14 protein-coding genes and 2 pseudogenes are annotated in these 21,186 nt (G+C 70.5%); 14 read left to right on the top strand and 2 right to left on the bottom strand.

Annotated elements, in window-relative coordinates; all coding sequences use genetic code 11:
• Window positions 1-13: 13 nt before the first annotated feature.
• Genes MTP03_RS00730 through zomB form a run of 3 tightly spaced genes read left to right on the top strand, consistent with a single transcriptional unit; the run spans window position 14 to window position 3,472 of the window.
• Window positions 14-568: a phosphatase PAP2 family protein gene (locus MTP03_RS00730; protein ID WP_248492342.1), complete on the top strand. Its 555-nt coding sequence runs from the start codon at window positions 14-16 to the stop codon at window positions 566-568.
• Entirely contained in the window at window positions 568-1,488 is a 921-nt protein-coding gene (locus MTP03_RS00735; RefSeq protein WP_248490155.1) for a decaprenyl-phosphate phosphoribosyltransferase, read from the top strand. The genes MTP03_RS00730 and MTP03_RS00735 overlap by 1 nt, the downstream gene beginning before the upstream one ends.
• Window positions 1,466-3,472, top strand: coding sequence for a flagellar motor control protein ZomB (gene zomB, locus MTP03_RS00740; protein ID WP_305852775.1), 2,007 nt, complete (start codon window positions 1,466-1,468; stop codon window positions 3,470-3,472). The genes MTP03_RS00735 and zomB overlap by 23 nt, the downstream gene beginning before the upstream one ends.
• Window positions 3,473-3,490: 18 nt before the next feature.
• On the opposite strand, the gene MTP03_RS00745 is transcribed toward zomB, so the two are convergent.
• Window positions 3,491-4,366, bottom strand: coding sequence for an alpha/beta fold hydrolase (locus tag MTP03_RS00745; protein WP_248490157.1), 876 nt, complete (start codon window positions 4,364-4,366; stop codon window positions 3,491-3,493).
• Window positions 4,367-4,537: 171 nt separating this feature from the next.
• On the opposite strand from MTP03_RS00745, the gene MTP03_RS00750 reads away from it, so the two are divergent.
• From MTP03_RS00750 to MTP03_RS00800, 11 genes and pseudogenes are all read left to right on the top strand, one after another.
• Window positions 4,538-5,827, top strand: coding sequence for an alpha/beta hydrolase-fold protein (locus MTP03_RS00750; protein ID WP_248490158.1), 1,290 nt, complete (start codon window positions 4,538-4,540; stop codon window positions 5,825-5,827).
• Window positions 5,713-6,072, top strand: coding sequence for an LGFP repeat-containing protein (locus MTP03_RS00755; RefSeq protein WP_248492343.1), 360 nt, complete (start codon window positions 5,713-5,715; stop codon window positions 6,070-6,072). The genes MTP03_RS00750 and MTP03_RS00755 overlap by 115 nt, the downstream gene beginning before the upstream one ends.
• A 124-nt stretch (window positions 6,073-6,196) precedes the next feature.
• A complete protein-coding gene (locus MTP03_RS00760; protein WP_248490159.1) occupies window positions 6,197-6,673 on the top strand; it encodes a DUF732 domain-containing protein in 477 nt (158 codons plus the stop codon).
• Window positions 6,674-6,676: 3 nt separating this feature from the next.
• On the top strand, window positions 6,677-7,687 hold the full coding sequence (locus tag MTP03_RS00765) for a cutinase family protein (protein ID WP_248490160.1): 1,011 nt from the start codon (window positions 6,677-6,679) through the stop codon (window positions 7,685-7,687).
• Between the two features lie 19 nt (window positions 7,688-7,706).
• Window positions 7,707-7,895 (top strand): hypothetical protein, encoded by a 189-nt coding sequence (locus MTP03_RS00770; RefSeq protein WP_248490161.1) that lies wholly within the window; start codon window positions 7,707-7,709, stop codon window positions 7,893-7,895.
• Window positions 7,886-8,659 (top strand): cutinase family protein, encoded by a 774-nt coding sequence (locus tag MTP03_RS00775; protein WP_248490162.1) that lies wholly within the window; start codon window positions 7,886-7,888, stop codon window positions 8,657-8,659. The genes MTP03_RS00770 and MTP03_RS00775 overlap by 10 nt, the downstream gene beginning before the upstream one ends.
• 267 nt (window positions 8,660-8,926) lie before the next feature.
• Entirely contained in the window at window positions 8,927-9,907 is a 981-nt protein-coding gene (locus tag MTP03_RS00780) for a TIGR03621 family F420-dependent LLM class oxidoreductase (RefSeq protein WP_248490163.1), read from the top strand.
• Between the two features lie 227 nt (window positions 9,908-10,134).
• Window positions 10,135-12,044, top strand: a pseudogene (fadD32, locus tag MTP03_RS00785) (long-chain-fatty-acid--AMP ligase FadD32).
• An 83-nt stretch (window positions 12,045-12,127) separates the two neighbouring features.
• A pseudogene (gene pks13, locus MTP03_RS00790) lies at window positions 12,128-17,326 on the top strand (polyketide synthase Pks13).
• Window positions 17,327-17,345: 19 nt separating this feature from the next.
• Window positions 17,346-18,920: an acyl-CoA carboxylase subunit beta gene (locus tag MTP03_RS00795; RefSeq protein WP_248490164.1), complete on the top strand. Its 1,575-nt coding sequence runs from the start codon at window positions 17,346-17,348 to the stop codon at window positions 18,918-18,920.
• A 13-nt stretch (window positions 18,921-18,933) separates the two neighbouring features.
• The gene (locus tag MTP03_RS00800) at window positions 18,934-20,283 is read left to right on the top strand and encodes an FAD-binding oxidoreductase (RefSeq protein ID WP_248490165.1); all 1,350 of its coding nucleotides are present in this window, start codon (window positions 18,934-18,936) and stop codon (window positions 20,281-20,283) included.
• A 14-nt stretch (window positions 20,284-20,297) separates the two neighbouring features.
• Here MTP03_RS00800 and MTP03_RS00805 read toward each other — a convergent pair whose 3' ends face one another.
• On the bottom strand, window positions 20,298-21,182 hold the full coding sequence (locus MTP03_RS00805; RefSeq protein WP_248490166.1) for an LLM class flavin-dependent oxidoreductase: 885 nt from the start codon (window positions 21,180-21,182) through the stop codon (window positions 20,298-20,300).
• Between the last annotated feature and the right edge of the window lie 4 nt (window positions 21,183-21,186).

A 21,186-nucleotide genomic window follows, 5' to 3' on the forward strand; every position in this document is an offset into this window, starting at 1 on the left:
GAGCCCCGAGGAGATGATCCTCGTCGGCGTGCAGGCGCAGCTCGCCGGCCGGCCGGGGGTCCTGCCGGCCGCCCGCGGCCTCAGCCACTTCGGCGAGCACTCGCTCGGCTGGCTCGGCCTCGCCGCCCTCGGCGCGGTTCTGCAGCCGCAGCGCCGGCGCGAGTACGTCACGGCGGGTGCCGGCGCGTTCGTCGCGCACGCCGCGTCCGTGGTGATCAAGCGGATCGTGCGCCGCAAGCGGCCCGACCACCCGTACATCACCGTCGGGGTGGGGACGCCGAGCAAGCTGAGCTTCCCGTCCTCGCACGCGACCAGCTCGACCGCCGGCGCGATCCTGTTGGGCCGCGCGTCCGGCATCCCCGGCGGCGCGCTGCTCGCCCCGGCCGCCGTCGTCCCGCCGATGCTCACCTCCCGCATGGTCCTTGGCGTGCACTACCCGACCGACGTCGCCGCGGGCGCGGCGATCGGTGCCGCGACCGCGCTCGCCGCGATCGAGGGTGAGAGACTGTGGGTCGATCGAGCGGCGCGGCGCGGCTCGAAGAACCGGACGAAGGGATCGAACAGCTGATGAGCGAGGAGCCGATCGAGCACGGCGAGCCGAAGGCACCGTCGAACCTCGCCACCGGACTGATCAAGGCGATCCGGCCCCGGCAGTGGGTCAAGAACGTCCTCGTCGTGGTCGCCCCGCTGGCCGCGGGCCGCGACCAGCTCGAGCACGTCGACTTCGCGGGCGTGGGCATCGCGTTCATCGCATTCTGCCTGGCCGCGTCGTCGATCTACCTGATCAACGACGCCCTCGACGTCGAGGCCGACCGGGCGCACCCCACCAAGCGGTTCCGCCCCATCGCGGCCGGCGTGGTGCCGGTGAACCTGGCGTACGTGCTCTCGGCGCTGTTCGGGATCGGCGCGATCGCGGTCTCGCTCGTCGCGAACGAGGAACTGGCGATCGTGATCGCGGTGTACATCGTGATCCAGCTGGGGTACTGCTTCGGCCTCAAGCATCAGGCCGTGATCGACATCTGCATCGTGAGCTCGGGCTTCCTGCTGCGCGCCGTCGCCGGTGGTGTGGCCGCCGAGCTGCCCAAGGGCCTGTCGCAGTGGTTCCTGCTGGTGATGGCGTTCGGCTCGCTGTTCATGGCGGGGGGCAAGCGGTACGCGGAGCTGCAGCTCGCCGAGCGCACCGGCGCCAAGATCCGCAAGTCGCTGGAGTACTACACCACCACCTACCTGCGCTTCGTCTGGACGCTCGCGGCCACCGCCGTGGTGCTCTGCTACGGCCTGTGGGCCTTCGACAAGACGGTGCACCCGGACAACATCTGGTACGCCCTGTCGATGGTGCCCTTCACCATCGCGATCCTGCGCTACGCGGTCGACGTCGACGGTGGCGAGGCGGGCGAGCCCGAGGAGATCGCCCTGGGGGATCGCGTGCTGCAGGTGCTCGCGATCGCGTGGATTGGAACCGTCGTTGCCGCGGTCTACTTCGCCTGACGCCCCGGCCGACACGATTCGGCCCGCCCGCGCCGCGTCCTTTCCGCTGCCCCGAGTCACCCTGTGGCTCGGGGTGCTCGCGTGCGCGGTGCTGTTCGGTTACGGCGCGTGGCAGCGACGGTGGATCGCCGACGACGGGCTGATCGTCCTGCGGACCGTGCGCAACCTGCTGGCCGGCAACGGCCCCGTCTTCAACGTGGGTGAGCGCGTCGAGGTCAACACCTCCGCCGCATGGACGTACCTCATCTGGTTCTTCTCCTGGATCAGCGGCGTGCAGACCGAGTACGTGGTGCTCACCGTCGCGCTGGTGCTGTCGGTGGCGGCGATCCCGCTGGCCATGGTGGGCACCGCCCGCCTCTACCAGGGCGGCCCCGGCTGGTCGCGGCTGCGCGGCTCGGGCCTGCTGCTCCTGCCGGCCGGCGGCCTCGTCTACATGGCCCTGCCGCCCGCGCGCGATTTCGCGACGTCGGGCCTCGAGGTGTCGCTGACCATCTTCTGGGTGGCCCTGCTGTGGTACCTCGCGCTCGCCTGGTCGCAGGCCGACCGGGACCCCGTCGAACGACGGGACGTGCTGCGCACCCGGGTCCTCACCCTCTCGACCGCGTTCGTGGCGGGGCTGTCGTGGCTCGTACGCCCCGAGATGGCGCTGGTCGGCGGCCTGGTGCTGCTGGTGATGTTCGCGGCCCCGATCGGGTTGCGGATGCGGCTGGGCATCACCGCGGCCGCGGGCCTGCTGCCGGTCGGCTACCAGATCTTCCGCATGGGCTACTACGGGCTGCCGGTGCCGAACACCGCCATCGCCAAGGACGCCAGCGGGTCCAAGTGGGACCAGGGCTTCACGTACCTGATGAACCTCGTGGAGCCGTACTCGCTGTGGCTGCCCGTGCTCGCGCTGCTCGTCGCGATGCCGTTGCTGCTCCTGCCCACGAAGGGCGCCCGCACCCCACTCACCGGCCGGTTCCGGCTTCCGCGCGGCGGCGCCCGCGGCCTGCGCGATCAGCTGCAGCGGCCGTCGGTGATCGTGGCGGTGATGTTCCTCGGCGGCGTGGCGGAGACGCTGTACTGGCTGCGCCAGGGCGGCGACTTCATGTCCGGCCGCGTCCTGCTCGCGCCGCTGTTCCTGCTGCTCCTACCGGTGATGGTGATCCCGTTGCGGATCCCGGCGCGCCGCCCGGAGGATTCGACGGTGCGCGGCATCGCCCGGCTCGCAGGGGGCACCGCGGGCGCGGCCATCGCGGCCGTGCTGTGGGTGCTGGTGATCGGCTGGGCGCTGCACGCGACCACGTTCCGCGGCCAGCCCGACGGGACCGCGATCGGCAAGACCGGCATCGTCGACGAGCGGGCGTTCTACTCGCTGCAGACCGGCCACGCGCACCCGATCACCGCCGACGACTACCTGGACTACCCGCGCATGAAGGCGCTGCAGGAGATCCTGCGGCAGACCCCGCGCGGCGGCGTGTACCTGCCGTCGTTCGACTACGACTGGTGGTTCATCGATCCGCTGCCGTACCCGCGCCCGGACGATGTGCCGCTGCGGCAGACGGTGTTCTTCACGAACCTGGGCATGACCTCGATGAACCTGGGGCTCGACGTGCGGGTGTGGGACCAGGTGGGCCTGGCCTGGCCCGTCGCGACGCACACGTCGCGGCTCGAGGACGGGCGCATCGGCCACGACAAGGAGATGTTCCCGGACTGGGCCATCGCCGAGGCCAAGGCGTATCCGAAGAAGCCGGCCGTGCCGCCGTTCATCGACCCGAACTGGGTGAACCAGGCGTCGGCGGCGCTGCAGTGCCCGCAGCTGCGGCAGTTGCAGGACTCCTACGCCGCGCCGCTCACGTTCGACCTGTTCAAGCGGAACATCAAGCTGTCGCTGGCGAACATGCAGCTCCGCATCGACCGGGTGCCCGAGTACACGCTGCGCATGTGCCGCCTGGACGTGCCCGCGCCGCTCACCCCCGAGCAGATGACGATGCCGAAGAACTGACCGGTCGCGGGCCCGGAGTCACAGGCCGTGCCGGTCCAGGAACCCCTCGATCGCGGCGGCGAACACCTGGTTGTCGTCGCCGGCCACCATGTGTCCCGCCCCGCTGACGTCGGCCACCTCGGCGTGCGGCACCCGCTGGAGCATCTTCGCGATGCCCGCGTCGCTCACCACGTCGGACTTGCCGCCGCGCACGATCAGGGTGGGGATCGTGACCTCCGCGGCCGCGGCGCCGAGTCGGTCCTTGTCCTGGATCCGGGTCTCGTCGGCGTCGTCGCCGCGCATGAACGCCGGGTCCCAATGCCAGTACCAGCGCCCGTCCTCGCGCAGCCGCACGTTCTTCTTGAGCCCCTCGAGGTTGCGGCCGCGCTGACGGGTGGGGTTGTACGCGGCGACGGCGTCCGCCACCTCGTCCAGCGTGGCGAAGCCGTCGGTGTGTGCGGCGAGGAAGTCGGTGACCCGCTTGACGCCCTCCCGCTCGACGTCCACGACCACGTCCACCAGAACCAGACCGGCGGCGATCCCGGGGTTCTCGCCGACGGCCGTCAGGCTGGTGATGCCGCCCAGCGACGCCCCGATCAGCACCGGCGGACCGTCGAGCGTGCCCAGCAGGCCCAGCAGATCCCCGACGAAGTCCCCGAGCGCGTACCCGCCGCCGGCCGCCCACGCGCTGTCGCCGTGCCCGCGCGCGTCCAGGGTGATGACGGTGCGCCCCCGCTGCGCCAGGTCCGCGGCCGTGCGGTCCCAGGAGTGACGGGTCTGGCCGCCGCCGTGCAGCAGCACGATCGGCGCACCCGCGCCGGTCCCCGTGCTCCAGCGGTCACCCGCGATCGTCTGCCCGTCGACCTCGACGGTGAACGATTCCGCGGCCGGCAGCGATCCACACGATTCGGTCATCGAATAGTCGTACCACGGCGGCGGCCGGCAGTGACCCGGGCCACCCTCCGCGCGGCACCGAGACCCTGAATCACACACGTGTAACACTGGTCCCATGCTTCGCAACCGTCGTACCGGAACGCTGCTCGCCGCCCTCGTGCTGGCGGCCGGGGAGTGACGGCACCGTCGGCCTTGAGCCCCGCACCCGCCCTCGCGGACCCCACCCCGGCACCGGCGCCGGCCTCCCAGGGGAAGCCGCGCATCACGGACGTCCAGTGGACGGGCGACCACCGCGTGGACCTCACGGTCTACTCGGCCGCCGCGAACGACACGATCAAGGTCCAGCTGCTGCTCGCGCGCGACTGGCACGCCGACCCCAAGGCGAGATTCCCCACGCTGTACCTGCTGGACGGGATGCGGGCCCGCGACGACCAGAACGGCTGGTTGCTGGAGACCAATGCGGCCGACTTCTACCGCGACAAGAACGTCACCGTGGTGCTGCCGGTGGGCGGCCAGTCCAGCTGGTACACCGACTGGCGCCGCCCCGACAACGGCAAGAACTACAAGTGGGAGACGTTCCTCGCGAAGGAGCTCCCGCCGTTGCTCAAGCAGGGCTGGCGGGCCACCGACGTGCGGGCGGCGGCCGGCGTCTCGATGGGCGGCACCGCGGCGTTCACGCTGGCCGCCCGCAACAAGGGGCTGTACCGGTTCGCGGGCTCGTACTCGGGCATCCTGTCGACGAGCACGCCCGGCACCCCCGAGTCGATCGCGATCGCCATGCGGGACGCCGGCAACTTCAACGCCGACGCCATGTACGGCCCGCCGACGGATCCTGCGTGGGCGCAGCACGACCCGCTGAAGCTGGCCGAGAAGCTACGCGGCATGAGCCTGTACTTCAGCTCGGGCAACGGCACCGGTGCCGACGGCGCGCCCACGGACCTGCAGGCCATGGCGCTCGAGGTGCTGTCGCGCTCGTCCAACCAGGCGTTCGCGGTCGAGTTGAACCGGCTCGGGATCCCGGCCAACGCCGTGTACCGGCCGTCGGGCAACCACAGCTGGCCGTACTGGCAGTTCGAGAACGGCGAGGCGTGGCCGCAGGTGCAGGCCGCGCTCGGGGTGGGGAATCCCAAGCCCTGCCAGACCGGCGGCGTGATCGGCGAGCTGGCGCCGAGGAGCCGGGCGCTGGGATCATGCGTCACGGTCGAGTACGCCGTACCCGGCGGGCGCGCACAGGACTTCCGCGGCGGCCAGATCTTCTGGTCCAACGACACCGGCGCGCAGGTCGTGGGCGGCGCGATCGGCGGGGCCTACCTGGGCGCGGGCGGACCCGGCGGCCCGCTCGGCTACCCGACGGGGCCGAGCAGGCCCTGCCCGGCGGTAAGGGCCGGTACCAGCAGTTCCAGCACGGCACCGTGTACTGGTCGCCGCAGACCGGCGCGCGGGCGGTGCGCGGCGCGATCGGCGACAAGTACGCCGCGCTGAACTACGAGCGGTCGGCCCTCGGGCTGCCCGCCGGCGATGAGACGAAGCTGCGCGCGGGCGCGTTCCAGCGGTTCCAGGGCGGCCAGATCTACTGGACGCCGAAGACCCCGCGACCGTGGTCAACAACGGCCCGATCTTCGCCGAGTGGGGCCGCCAGGGCTACGAGGCGGGCCGCCTCGGCTATCCGATCGCGGATTCGACCCCGATCCCCGGCGGGTTCGAGCAGCGCTTCGAGCACGGTGTGATCGCCCTCGTCAACGGCGCGACGACGGTTCGATAGCCCGGGACCACGCCCGGCCGTGGGTTGTCGGTCACATCTGCCGGTAGCCTGGCAGCGTTGCGTGCGCAGGTACTTCAAGGAGAGAAGACATGGCTGGAGTTCGCGGAGCCCTCACGGTCGCGGTGATGTCGGGTGCGGTGCTGTTCGGAGCCGTCGCGTGCGGCGGCAGTTCGACGGTGACCGCCCCCACCACCGCCATCGACGGCGGTGGGGAGGGCGCGTCGTCCGGCCCGACCACACTGCCGGCCACGGCGCCGTCGTCGGCCTCGGGCTCGGCGTCGCCCGCCAAGAACGCCAAGGACACCGCGTTCATCGCGAAGCTGCGCGCGGAGGGGCTCGTGGCCTCGGACGAGAACATCGTGGGCGCTGCCGGGATGGTGTGTGCGGCGCTGGACCAGAACCCGAGCAAGACGTACATCGAGAAGACACTGCCCACCTACGTCAAGGCCATGATCGGCCAGTCCCGGGTGCGCGAGGGAGTGAGCGCCGCAGACGCCGACAAGGCCGCCACGGCGGACGCCACGAAGCTGATCGCGGAGGCCCGCGCCTCCTACTGCAAGGCGTAGCCCGTGACGCACCAGCAGCCCGACGGTAAGCCCCGGGGACGCCGGTTCTCGCCCCTCACCATCGTGGTGGGCCTGATCGTGGTGATCGCGCTGGTGCTCCTCGCGATCATGATCGGTACGTGGCTGCGCCCGGGCCCGACGATGCCGCCGGAGTCGCCGGACAGCTCCGGCCCCGGCAGCTCGACGGCCGCGCCGCGGCCGAAGTCGCAGCCGGCGGACTGCCCCGACGTGCAGGTGATCTCGGTGCCGGGCACGCTGGAGTCCTCCTCGAAGGACGACCCGTACAACCCGACGTTCAACCCGAACTCGTTGATGCTCAAGGTGACCGCTCCGCTCGCGGCGGCGTTCCCGGACTCCCGCGCCGACGTGTGGACCACCCCGTACGTGGCGCAGCTGTCGAACCCCGTCGCGATCCCGCCGGACGGTCAGGCGTCGTACGAGAAGTCGCGCACCGAGGGCTATGAGAAGTCGGTCGCGCAGATCAAGAAGGTCTACGACAAGTGCAAGCTCACCGGCTTCGTGCTGATGGGCTTCTCGCAGGGCGCCGTGATCGCGGGCGACATCGCGAACGAGATCGGCGCCGGTAAGGGCGTGATCCCCGCGGACAACGTGCTCGGCGTGGGCCTGATCTCGGACGGCCGGCGCGAGCCGGGCGATGCGCGCACCGTCGGGCCGAACCCGCCGGGCGTGGGCGTCGAGGTCGCGTACGGCGGCTTCAGCTTCGGCAGCCTGTCTCTGCGGGGCGAGCGCGAGGGCGGCTTCGGCGCGGTCACCGACCGCACGGTATCGCTGTGCGGCACGAAGGATCCGATCTGCAACCAGCCCAAGGACATCTTCCAGGTGGGGCAGATCGCGACCACCCTGCCCGAGCTGCAGAAGGTGCTGGCCGGCAACTCGCACGCGCTGTACGCCACGACCACCGACTGGTCGTACAACGGGCAGACCGCCACGCAATGGCTGCAGGGCTGGGCGCGCGGTGTGATCGAGAAGGCGCTCAAGCCTCCGCACAGCTAGCCCTGGTATCCACGTAGGAATGGCAGGCACGAAGAGTCAGGTAGCGCGGAAGGCCGGGCGGGTGTTCGGCATCGCCGTCATCGTCGCGGCGATCATCGCGCTCATCGTGGTGGGCACGCTCCTGTGGTCGATGTGGCGCAAGCCCGAGATCACCCCGCCGGGGCCGCCCACGGCCCGCAGGCGGCGAGTTGCCCGGACGTGCAGGTGATCTCGGTGCCGGGGACCTGGGAGTCCGCGGCGAACGACGATCCGATCAACCCGAAGGCCAACCCGCGCTCGCTGATGCTGCAGGTCACGGGACCGCTGCAGAAGCGCTACAAGCCGCTGCGCGCGTCGGTGTACACCGTCCCGTACACGGCGCAGTTCCACAATCCGATCGCGGTCCCGCCGGACGGCCAGATGACGTACGCCGCGTCGCGGCAGCAGGGCACCGACCGGGCGATCGCCAAGATCACCGAGGTCAAGGACAGGTGCCCGCGCACCGGCTTCGTGCTGATGGGCTTCTCGCAGGGCGCGGTGATCGCGGGCAACATCGCCTCGCAGATCGGCGCAGGTAAGGGGCCGATCGTCGAGGACCGGCTCCTCGGCGTGGGCCTGATCTCCGACGGTCGGCGGGTCCAGGGTGAGGGCCGCGCCATCGGTCCGGATCCCGCCGGCGAGGGCGTGGAGGTCACGTTCGGCGGCTTCAACTTCTCCGGCGTCGACCTGGAGGGCCGGCGCAACGGCGGGTTCGGCGCGGTGAACGACCGCGTGGTCACGATCTGCGGCTCCAACGACCCGATCTGCAACCAGCCCAAGGGCGGGCTGCTGGGCCTGGCCACCGGCCTGCCGCAGGTGATCTCGACGATCACGCAGAACTCGCACGCGCTGTACGGCACCACCGCGAACTGGTCCTACGAGGGCAAGACTGCCCCGCAGTGGCTCACCGGCTGGGCCATCGGCGTCATCGACAAGGCGCCGAAGACCAAGTAGCACCCGAGCTGCGGTCCCCACGGAACGCCGGCTTGTGGCGGGGGAGAGCCGGCTTCACGTGGGGGACTCGGCGCCGAGTGGGGGACGGCCGGTCCCTCACTGGAGGAACGGCGTCCAGTAGGGAGCGAAGCCCGGGCGGGGGATTCGGCGCGGCGCGGGGGACGACCACCCCCGCCGTGCCCTTCCCGGACCGGGCACCGTCGGGCAGCGGTTAGGCTGTGCGCAACGTTTCACGACCGCACCACAGCCGACCAGGAGTATCCACACGTGAGCACTGAGCCCCGCAAGTTCCGGTTCGCGGCCGGCGGCGCCGGCAACGCCGACGAGGGCGGCGCGCGCAAGTTCGTCAAGCTCGCGCAGGAGGCCGAGGAGCTGGGCTTCGACACGTTCGCCATCCCGGACCGGCTCGACGCCCAGGTGGGACCGCTGGCGGCGCTGGGTGCGCTGGCCGTGAGCACTGATAAGATCCGCCTCGCGACGTCGATGCTCGCGATGCCCTTCCGGCACCCGGCGGTGCTGGCCAAGGAACTGACCACGATCGACGTGCTGTCGAAGGGGCGCCTCGAGATCGGCCTGGGACTGGGCGCGTTCAAGGACGACTTCGACCAGTCGGGCATCGACTTCGAGGAGCCGGCCCGGCGCCTGCAGCGCCTCGACGAGGGCCTGACGGTGCTCGACGCGCTGCTCCGCGGCCAGGAGGCCGAGTTCGAGGGCGAGGTCTTCCGGGTCAAAGACCTCAAGGGTTACCCGCGGCCGCGGCAGGGGCCGCGCCCGCCGATCGCGATCGGCGCCGGCGCGCGCCGCACGCTGGAGCTGGCCGCCCGCCGCGCCGATGTGGTCTCGATCAACCCGCGCAGCTCGGCCGAGGGCAAGCTGAAGATCTCCGACATGTCGATGGACGCGGTGAAGAACAAGGTCGAGATCGTCAAGGCCGCCGCCGGGGAGCGCTTCGCGGAGCTGGAGCTCTCCTGGTCGATCGCGACGATCGTCGTCACCGACGACCGCGAGCAGGTCGCCGATTTCGCGCTCAAGGCCATCGAGCGCGGTCTCTCGGCGAACATCGAGGTCGACAAGGAAGTCACGATCGACGACGTGCTCGGCTCGCCCTACCTGGCGATCGGCACGTTCGACGAGATCGCCGACCAGGTGCGCGCCACCCGCGCCGCCACCGGCATGTCCTACGTCGGGGTAGTTCCCACCCAGATGGAGGCGTTCGCGCCCGTCCTGGAGCAGCTCAAGGGCGAGTGACGTTCGCCCGATGCCCGACCTCACGGTTTTCGTCCAGCCCGAGGGCGCGCGGTACGATAGTCGGGTTTGCGGATTTTCACAGCGTGCGAACGCCCCGAACGGGTGAAACATGTTGCGGACTTCACGCACTATGAGGTGGCGCACAGACCCGCAACGGGTCGTGCCCGCCACGCGATGTACCACTGTATGACCGTCTGCCGCCCGGCGCCGGTTACGAGGAGCGATGCATGAACAACGAGTTTGACCAGTTTCTGGACGAAGACGGCAACATCTTCTTCCGCCCCGGAACCACGCTGGTCGACTTCGTCGAGCGCAACGCGCGGGAGCGCGCCGACACCCTCGCGTACCGCTTCATCGACTACAGCCGGGAGCGCGACGGCGTCGTCCACGAGCTGACCTGGTCGCAGTTCGGCGCCCGCCTGCGCGCGATCGGCGCCCGCCTGCAGCACATCACCAAGCGCGAGGACCGCGTCGCGATCCTGGCCCCGCAGGGCCTCGACTACGTGACGGCGTTCTTCGGCGCGCTGTACGCAGGCAACATCGCGGTGCCGTTGTTCAGCCCGGACGAGCCGGGCCACACCGACCGCCTGCGCATCGTCCTCGAGGACTGCAAGCCGACGGCCATCCTCACCAGTTCCGGCTCCGCCGAGGCCTGCCGCAACTTCTTCCGGCACCTCCCGGCCAAGGAGCGCCCGCGCATCATCGCCGTCGACGCCGTCCCGGATTCGGTCGGCTCGACGCTCAAGCCCTTCCCGATCTACCGCGACACCATCGCGTACCTGCAGTACACCTCGGGTTCCACGCGCAACCCGGCCGGCGTGCAGATCACCTACGAGGCCGTCGGCACGAACGTGATCCAGATGATCCACGCGCTGGACCTCAACGAGAACTCCCGCGGCGTCACCTGGCTGCCGATGTTCCACGACATGGGCCTGCTCACGGTGATCCTCCCCGCGCTCGGCGGCAAGTTCATCACCATCATGAGCCCGTCGGCGTTCGTCCGCCGCCCCGGCCGCTGGATCAACGAACTGGCCGCCGTCGAGGACGGCGCGGAGACCTTCGCCGCCGCCCCGAACTTCGCCTACGAGCACGCCGCCGCCCGCGGCCTGCCCAAGGAGGGCGAGACCCTCGACCTGTCGAACGTCAAGGGCCTGATCAACGGCTCCGAGCCGGTCACCGTCTCGTCGATGAAGAAGTTCAACGAGGCCTTCGCCCCCTACGGCCTCTCGCCGAAGGCGATCAAGCCCTGCTTCGGCATGGCCGAGGCGACGCTGTTCGTCAGCTCGACCCCCGTCGAGAACGAGGCCCGCGTGGTCTACGTCGACCGCGACCAGCTGGCAGCCGGCACCTTCGTCGTCTCCGAGGAGGGGGCCGAGGGCGCCGTCCCGCAGGTCTCCTGCGGCGACGTCGCGCTGAGCCAGTGGGCGTGCATCGTCGACCCGGAGACCGGCAAGGAGGTGCCCGACGATTCCGTGGGCGAGATCTGGCTCCACGGCATGAACATCGGCTCGGGTTACTGGGAGCGCGACGAGGAGTCCCGCGAGACCTTCCAGAACTACCTGACCCCCTCTCCGAGGGCAGCCACTCCGAGGGCGTGAAGAACCTCGAGAAGGCCAAGTGGATGCGCACCGGCGACTTCGGCGTCTACCACGGCGGCGAGCTGTACATCACCGGCCGCGTCAAGGACCTGGTCATCGTCGACGGTCGCAACCACTACCCGCAGGACCTGGAGTTCACGGCGCAGGAGTCGAACACCAAGTACATCCGCACGGGCTACGTGGCCGCCTTCTCGGTGCCGGCCAACGAGCTCCCGGCAGCCGTCTTCGAGAACGCGCACTCCGGCCTCACCTTCGACCCGAACGACCAGAGCGAGCAGCTGGTCATCGTGGCGGAGCTCGGCGCCGGCGGCGCCAAGCAGGACCAGCAGGCCCTGGCCGACGGGATCCGCTCGGCGGTCGGTTCGGCGCACGGCGTGCTCGCCCGCGACGTCCTGCTGGTGCCCGGCGGTTCGCTGCCCCGTACCAGCTCGGGCAAGATCGCCCGGCGCGCGGGTCGCGCCGCCTACATCGACGGCACGTTGCGCGGCGGCTACACCCAGACGGCGTTCCCCGACGCCGACGCGAACAACGTCCAGTAGCGCCCACCAGCGCACGGCGGAACCACAACTTCATCACACGCGACTGCGTAACCCACGGTCTCGACGCGAAGGGTAGACACAACATGGCTGAGAACGAGTACACCCCCCATGAAGGCCCGACCGGCAAGGCCCGCGAGGATCTGAGCCTCGAGGAACTGCGCGTGGATGCGGCAGTGGATCGCGGACGCGACCAAGCAGCCCGTCGAGAACATCACCGACGACAAGTCGCTCGACGAGTTCGGCCTGGGTTCGCGCGACGCGGTCTCGATGGCGTCCGACATCGAGGACTTCACCGGCGTGCAGCTGACGGCCACCGTCGCCTTCCAGCACCCGACGATCGCCCTGCTCAGCCAGCGCATCATCGACGGTGACCCGGTGGTCTCCGACGACGACCTCGCGGCCGAGGCGGCGCAGTACGACCGCGGCGAGGAGTTCGAGGCGAACCGCGGCACCCACGACGTGGCCGTCGTCGGCCTCGCGACCCGCTTCCCCAAGGCCGGCGAGACCCCGGAGTCGACGTGGGAGTTCCTGATCGGGAACGGCGACGCGACCACGGACCTCCCCGAGGACCGCTGGCTCGAGTTCAAGCAGGACCCGCGGCTGAAGGCCGTTCTCGACGACGCGAACGTCCGCGGCGGTTACCTCGATGACGTGGCCTCGTTCGACGCCGAGTTCTTCCAGATGACCCCGCGCGAGGTCGAGATGGTCGACCCGCAGCAGCGGCTCGCGCTCGAGCTCACCTGGGAGGCGCTGGAGCAGGCCAACATCCCTCCCAGCTCAGTCAAGGGCACCCGCACGGGCGTGTGGCTGGGTAGCTCCGCCAACGACTACCAGATGCTGGCCGTCGCCGACCCGACGAAGGCCAACCCGTACGCGCTGACCGGCACGTCCTCATCGATCGTGGCGAACCGTGTCTCGTACTTCTACGACTTCCACGGCCCGTCGGTCACCGTCGACACCGCGTGCTCCTCGTCGCTGGTCGCGATTCACCAGGCGATCCGCAGCCTGCGCGACGGGGAGACCGACATGGCGGTCGCCGGCGGTGTGAACATGCTCATCGTCCCCGCCGCGACGCTGGGCTTCGACAGCCTCGGCGCGCAGGCGCCCGACGGCAAGATCAAGGCCTTCAGCTCGGACGCGGACGGCATGATCCGCGCCGAGGGCGGCGGCGTCGTCCTGCTCAAGCGCCTCGCCGACGCCGAGCGCGACGGCGACGACATCCTCGGCGTCATCGCGGGCTCCGCGGTCACCTCCGACGGCAAGTCCAACGGCATCTTCGCGCCGAACCCGGAGGCGCAGGTCATCAACCTGCGCGACGCCTACATCGACGCCGGCATCGACCCGCGCACCGTCGACTACCTCGAGGCGCACGGCACCGGCACCATCCTGGGCGACCCGCTCGAGGCCGACGCCATCGGCCGCGTCCTGGGCCGTGGCCGCGACGCGGAGAAGCCGCTGCTGCTGGGCTCTGCGAAGACCAACTTCGGTCACCTCGAGGCCGCCGCGGGCATCGCGGGCGTCGCCAAGGTGCTGCTCGGCATCCGCAACGGCCAGATCCCCGCCTCGCTGAACTTCGCGGGCCCCAACCCGTACATCCAGTTCGAGGCCAACCGTCTGCTCATGGCGGCGCGGAACACGGAGTGGCCCAAGTACTCCGGCAGCCGACTCGCGGGCGTCACCGGAAACGGCTTCGGCGGCACCAACGCCCACGTCGTGATCAAGGAGTACGTCGCGCCCGAGATCGTCGACGGCGCCACAGAATCCGACGAGGCCGCGGCGAACGTCGTGCCCGCGTTCTACGCCGCCACCGTCGAAGGCGTCGCGGTCCCGCTCGTGCTGAGCGCCTACGTCCCGTCGCGCCGACGGGCCGCCGCCGCCGAGCTGGTCGAGTGGCTCGAGTCCGACGAGGCGAAGTCGTACACGCTCGCCGAGATCGGCCGCACGCTGGCGAGCCGCAACCACGGCCGCGTCCGCTCGGTCGTCCTGGCCAAGGATCTCGATGAGGCGATCAAGGGCTTCCGCGCGATCGCCGAGGGCAAGAACGCCCCGAACGTGATCTCCGCCAACCAGCCCGACGCGGCGGGCCCGGCGTTCATCTTCTCCGGCTTCGGCAGCCATCACCGCAAGATGGCCAAGCAGCTCTACACCGAGAACCCCGTCTTCAAGCACTACTTCGACGAGGTCAACGAGCTCATCATCGACGAGTCGGGCAACGACTACGCCGACATGATCCTCGACGACGCGCAGACCTTCCACATCGAGACCGGCCAGGTGGGCATCTTCGCGATCCAGGTCGCGCTCGCCGGTCTGTTCCGCCACCACGGCATCGAACCCGGTGTGGTGCTGCCGCATTCGATGGGTGAGGCCACCGCGGCCTGGCTCACCGGCGGCCTGTCGCTCGAGGACGCCGTGCGGGTCATCTGCAACCGTTCGCGCCTCATGGGCGAGGGCGAGGAGATGCTCCCCGAGGAGATGGAGCGCTTCATGGCGCTCGTCGAGTACAGCGCGGCCGACATCGACACCGTGCTCGGCGACTACGAGGGACTGGAGATCTGCGTCTACGCGGCGCCGACGCACACCGTCATCGGCGGCCCCGGCAAGGTCATCGACAAGATCGTCGAGGAGACCGAGGCCAAGGGCCTGATGGCGCGCAAGCTCGTGACCCGCGGTGCCTCACACACCTCGCAGATGGATCCGCTCCTCGGTGAGCTGCAAGCCGAGCTCATGGGCATCGAGCCGCACCCGCTGCAGTACGACATGTACTCCACCGTGAACAAGGAGGAGTTCTACCGCGCGGGCCACGCCCCGGTGCACGACGTGGACTACTGGATCAAGGGCCTGCGCCACAGCGTGTGGTTCACGCAGGCCGTGGAGAAGGCTGTCGAGGCCGGCTACCGCACGTTCATCGAGTTCTCCCCGAACCCGGTGACCCTGATCTCCGTCGCCGCGGTCACCTTCGGATCGGGCATCCAGGACGCGGCGCTGGTGCAGACGCTCAAGCGCAAGGAGGACGAGCCCGGCACGATCATGACCGCGCTCGCCACCGTGTTCGCGCGCGGTCACCATGTGGACGTCGCCTCGCTGTTCGGCCCTGGCCGCTACGCGCCGGTGCCGCGAACGAAGTTCCAGCGCAAGCACATCTGGATCCAGACCAAGCTGCCCGACGGTGGCTCCGGCGTGGTCCCGGGCGGCCACGTAGCGCTGCCCGACGGCCGGCACGTCTGGCAGCTCGACGCCGGTGCGCTCACGCTGGGCGACCAGACGAAGATCTCCCTGGTCGACTTGGCCAAGCACGCCGCCGTTCAGGTGCTCGACGGTGCCGCCGTCACCGCCGCGGTCGAGCACGGCGAGCCCGAGGACGGGCTGACCCTCACCACCACGCTGACCCCGCACCCCGGCGGCGCGTCGATCCAGGTGCACGAGAATCTCGGCGCCGGGAGCGGAGCGAGCGGGCCGAATGGTGCTGCGTCCAGTCGATTCCGGCTGCTGCTGGACGCAGTCGTGGTCGGCGGCGAGGCCTCCGGAACCGCTGCGGCGCCGCTCATCACCAAGGCCGCCCCCGCGGTGGAGGAGATGGACGAGCTCGACGAGTTCGAGGCGGAGCCCGAGATCACCGTCTCCGAGGAGACCGCGGCCCCCGCACCCGAGGGCAGCGGCGAGCGCTGGTCCCGGATTCGGGCGAGACGGTGGAACACCGTCTGGGCCTGATCATCTCGGAGATCATGGGCTTCGAGATCGAGGACCTCCCGAAGGAGATCCCGCTCATCGATCTGGGCATGGACTCGCTCATCGCGATGCGCATCAAGAACCGCGCCGAGTACGAGTTCGACATCCCGCCGATCCAGATCCAGGCGGTGCGCGACGCCTCATTCAACGACGTGGTGCAGTTCGTGGAGTACGCGGTCGAGCACCGCGATCAGGTGGACGCGCTGGCCGAACACCAGTCCGGCACCGGCGAACTCGCCGACGCGGGTCAGCTGGCCGAGATGATGAAGGCCGCCAAGGCGGAGGCCGCGGCGAAGGCGGAGTCCGCCGCCACGGCGCCGGCCGATGCCCCCACAGCCGAGGCCGCGCCCGCCGAGACCGGGCCCGCCGAGACTGGGCCCGCCGAGACCGCCGAAGCGGCACCGTCGGGCGAGAAGACCGAGGCTGAGACACCCGACCTGCTCGACGGCGCGGCCGTCGCGGCGGCCGTGGGCGACGGCGTGCCCCCGCGCGACGCGGCGGAGCGCCTCACCTTCGCCACCTACGCGATCGTCGTGGGCAAGTCGCCGGGCGGAGTCTTCAACGAGCTCGACGTGCTCGCCGAGGACGTCGCGGAGAAGCTGACCGCGCGTCTGTCCGAGCGCGCCGGCGGCGAGATCGATATCGAGGACGTCATCGACTCGAAGAACATCGAGGAGATGGCCACCTACGTGGGCGCCGTCATGAACGAGGCGACTCCCGTGGACGGCTTCGTCCGCACGCTCCGCAAGCCGGAGAACTCGGATCGCGCGCCGCTCTTCCTGTTCCACCCCGCGGGCGGCAACACCACCGCCTACGAGGCGCTGCTGCGCAAGCTGCCGGAGGACCTGCCGATCTACGGTTTCGAGCGCGTCGAGGGCGAGATCGAGGAGCGGGTCGCCGAGTACCTGCCGAAGCTCAAGGAGATCCAGCCGGAGGGGCCGTACCGGCTCGCGGGCTGGAGCCTCGGCGGCGCCTTCGCCTACGGTCTGGCGCGGGCGCTCGAGGACGAGGGCAGGGAGGTCGCGTACGTCGGCCTGCTCGACGTGGTGGCGCCGAAGGTGCCGCTCACCGATGAGCCCGCCGAGAAGAAGGCCCGCCTGGAGCGCTGGGAGAAGTTCGCGCGCAAGAACTACGACATCGGCGACGAGATCGAGCTGCCCATGGACCGCCTCAACGCGGCCGACGACGAGGGTCAGTTCCGGATCATCATGGAGCTGGTGCAGCTGTCCGACAAGAAGATCCCGACGTCGATGATCGAGCACCAGCGCACCTCCTTCGTGGACAACCGCATGCTGATCAAGGTGAACCCCGCCGACTACGGCAAGTTCGGGGGCACGGTCACGCTGTACCGCGCGGACCGCATGCACGACGGTGCCGTCGAGCTGGAGCCGAACTTCGCCGATATCGCGCCGGACGGCGGCTGGGCGCCGGTGGTCGAGGACCTGCGGATCGTCAAGATCGGCGGCGACCACCTGCAGATCATCGACGAGCCGTACGTCGGCAAGATCGCGGCACACATGGCGGACGAGCTCGACCGGGCCGACGGCGGCCGGTGAGTTCCGGGCAGGGGATAGGGTGACAGACGTGACGGACGTATCGGACCAGGTGGATCTCAGCACGACCGCCGGCAAGCTCGAGGACCTGTACCGCCGCCTGGAGGTGGCGAAGGATCCCGGCAGTGAGCGGGCGCGGGCCCGCCGCGACGCCAAGGGACTGCCGAGCGCCCGCGCCCGCATGCGCATGCTGTTCGACGAGGGCACCTTCGTCGAGCTCGACCAGCTGGCGAAGTCGCCGGGCGACGACAAGATCAAGGACGGCGTGGTGATCGGCTACGGCCTGGTCAACGGCCGGAAGGTCGCGGCATTCAGCCACGACCAGACGGTCGGCGCCGGCACCGTCGGCGAGATGTTCGGCCGGAAGATGGTCAAGCTGTACGACTTCGCGGCGGCCGCGGGCCTGCCGGTGGTCGGCATCAACGACTCGGGGGGCGCGCGCATCCAGGACGCGGCCACGTCGATCGCCTGGTACGCCGAGCTCGGCCGGCACCAGGACGGCCTGTGCGGCCAGGTCCCGCAGATCTCGATGATCCTCGGCACCTGCGTGGGCGGCGCCGTGTACGCGCCCGCCAACACCGACGTGCTGATCGGCGTGCAGGACAACACCTACATGTTCGTGACCGGCCCCGAGGTGATCCGGCCGACGACGGGCGAGACCACCTCTGCGGAGGACCTCGGCGGCGCGATCAAGCAGGCCCAGTGGGGCAACCTGCACCACGTCGCGGTCGACGAGGCGGCCGCCTTCGACTGGGTCAAGCGCTACCTGTCGTTCATGCCGGACTCGATCCACCAGCGCGCGCCGTTGATCAACCCCGGCCTGGAGCCGGAGATCACCGAGTCGGACCTCTCGCTCGAGTCGATCATCCCGGACGCCGACACCGCGGGGTACGACATCCACGATGTGATCCTGCGCGTCTTCGACGACGGCGACTTCCTCGAGTACGCCGAGCTGTGGGCGCCGAACATCGTGACCGGCTTCGCCCGCGTCGACGGTCAGCCCGTCGGCGTCGTTGCGAACCAGCCGATGCACATGGCCGGAACGCTCGACACGCAGGCGTCCGAGAAGGCCGCCCGGTTCGTGCGCCTCTGCAACTCGTTCAACATCCCGCTCGTCTTCCTCGTGGACGTCCCCGGCATCCTGCCCGGCGTCGAGGAGGAGAAGATCGGCACGATCCGCCGGTCGGGCAAGTTCATCTTCAGCTACGTCGAGGCGGCGGTCCCGAAGGTCACCATCATCCTGCGCAAGTCGTACGGCGGCGCGTGGGCCGTGATGGGCTCCAAGCAGTTGGGTGCCGACTTCGTGTTCGCGTGGCCGACGGCGCGCCTGGCCGTGATGGGTGCCGAGGGCGCCGCCGCGATCATCAAGCGGCGCGAGATCGAGGAGGCCGGCGAGAACGGCCCCGCGATCCGGCAGGCCTTCATCGACTTCTACAACCAGTTCATGGCGACGCCGTGGCTGGCGGCCGAGCGCGGGTACATCGACGGCGTGATCGAGCCCAAGGAGACGCGCCTGCTGATCCGCAAGTCCATCGCGCAGCTGCGCGACAAGGAACTGCAACGCGTGCCGCGCCGCACCTACCTCATGCCGATGTAGGACGATGCCCCCCATGGCCTCGATGGACGGCTTTCCGCAGCTCACGGGCGCGGTGCTCACCGATCCGGACGTGACGGCGGCGTACGCCGTCGATCACTGCTCGCCGGTGCACGGCGCGGTGCCGCTCGCGGTGGTGCTCGCCGAGACCACCGAGGACGTCGCTGCGGCGGCGGCCTGGTGCTACGCCAACGACGTGGTGATCGTGCCGCGCGGCGCGGGCAGCGGCCTCGCCGGCGGCGCCAGCGCCATCGAGGGCTGCGTGATCATCTCGCTCGCGAAGATGAACGCGATGCTCGAGATCAACGTGGCGGATCAGTACGCCCGCGCGGAGGCGGGCGTCCTCAACGCCGACCTCGACCGCGCCGTCCGCGAGCACGGGCTGATGTACCCGCCGGACCCGTCGTCGTTCGAGATCTGCTCCATCGGCGGCAATGTCGCGACGAACGCCGGCGGCCTGCGCTGCGTCATGTTCGGCGTCACGCGCGAGTACGTGCTGGGGCTCACCGTGGTGCTGCCCGACGGGCGGATCATCAAGACCGGGCGGCGCACCGTCAAGGGCGTCACCGGGTACGACCTGACCCAGCTGCTTGTCGGCAGCGAGGGCACGCTCGGCATCGTCACCGAGGTCACCGTGAAGCTCCGTCCCGCGCCGGTGATCCCGCCGACCACGGTCGCGGCGTCGTTCCCGGACGTGGTGAGCGCGGCGGCCGCGGTCGCCGCGGTGGTGGGCACGGGCGTGGTGCCCGCGCTCATGGAGCTCATGGACCGCCGCACCCTCGAGTGCGTGGAGGCGTTGCGTCCCTTCGGTCTCGAGGACGAGACGCGGGCGATGCTGATCGGCCAGGGCGCCACGCCCGACGACGCCGCGGTGCTGGCCCGCGAGTTCGACGCCGCCGGAGCGCATTACACGGTGGTCTCCGACGATCCGGCCGAGGCCGCGGAGCTGCTCGCCGTGCGCCGCGCCGCCTTCCACGCCTACGAGCACGCGGGCAACATCTTCTCGGAGGACGTGGGCGTGCCCCGCTCGCAGCTGCCGGAGATGTTCGCCCGGATCGAGGCGATCTCCGCGAAGTACGGCGTCGACATCCCCACCTGCGCGCACGCGGGCGACGGCAACCTGCACCCCACGCTGATCTACCCGAAGGACGATCACGAAGTGCCGCAGGCGATCTGGGACGCCGCGGACGAGGTTTTCCAGGCCGCGTTGGCGTTGGGCGGAACGCTCACCGGCGAGCACGGCGTGGGCGTGCTCAAGGCCCGCTGGGTGGGCGAGGAACTGTCCGACGACGTCCTCGAGCTGCACCGCGGCATCAAGGCCGTCTGGGACCCGAAGAACCTCCTCAACCCCGGCCGCGGCTTCTAGCCGGCTCGCTCCCGTCAGGTCGAGTGCCAGGGGGTTGCGGGTACGTCGGCGACCTCCTTCGCGGCGGCCGCGGCCACGTCGGCAGCCTCAGCCGTCCAGGGCGACGAGACGCCCAACACGAGGTGGTCGACGCCCCAGCCCGCCGCGGTGCGCGCCCGCGCGGCGAGGTCGGCGGCACTCTCCGCGGGGCTCAGTCGCGTGCTCATCGTCGTCTCGATGTCCGACGGTGCGCGGCCGACCTCCCGGCAGTGCCCGGCGAGCACCGCGAGCTTGCGTCGGACGGTGGCGCCCTCGTCGGGCATGTCGAAGACGTTGCACGCGTCGGCGTACCGCGCCACCAGACGCAGGGTGCGCTTCTCGCCGGCGCCGCCGACGAGGATCGGCGGCCGGGAGGCCGGCAGCGGGGAGAGCCGGGGCCGCTCGCAGCGCACCGTCGCACCGTGGAACGGTCCGTCGTCCCCCGACCAGATGTGGTGCGCCAGCCGCAGCGTGTCCTCGGTGGCGTCGAGGCGGTCGCGGGCCGCGGGGAACGGCAGGCCCATGTCCGCCGCCTCAGCGTCGTGGTGTCCCGCGCCGAGTCCGAGCCAGGCGCGGCCCTCGGTGAGGACGGCGAGCGTGGTCACGGCCGCGATCAGTACGGTGGGCGGGCGGAACGTCGCGGGGGAGACCATGGCGCCCAAATTGATCCGCTCGGTGCGCGCGGCGAGGTAGCCCAGCGTCGTGGACGCCTCGAGGTGATCGTGGTCGTCCGGCGGCGCGGTCGGGTCGACCTGCAGCAGGTGGTCCGCCACCCACAGCGTGTCGAGGGCCGCGGCGTCGGCCGCTGCGGCGACCCGGGCCAGGCCGGGCAGCGGACCGTCGGGAAACGACGGGTTCGTCACGGACAGACTGATCTTCACTGCG

This window comes from Tsukamurella sp. PLM1, assembly GCF_023168325.1.
GTDB lineage: Bacteria > Actinomycetota > Actinomycetes > Mycobacteriales > Mycobacteriaceae > Tsukamurella.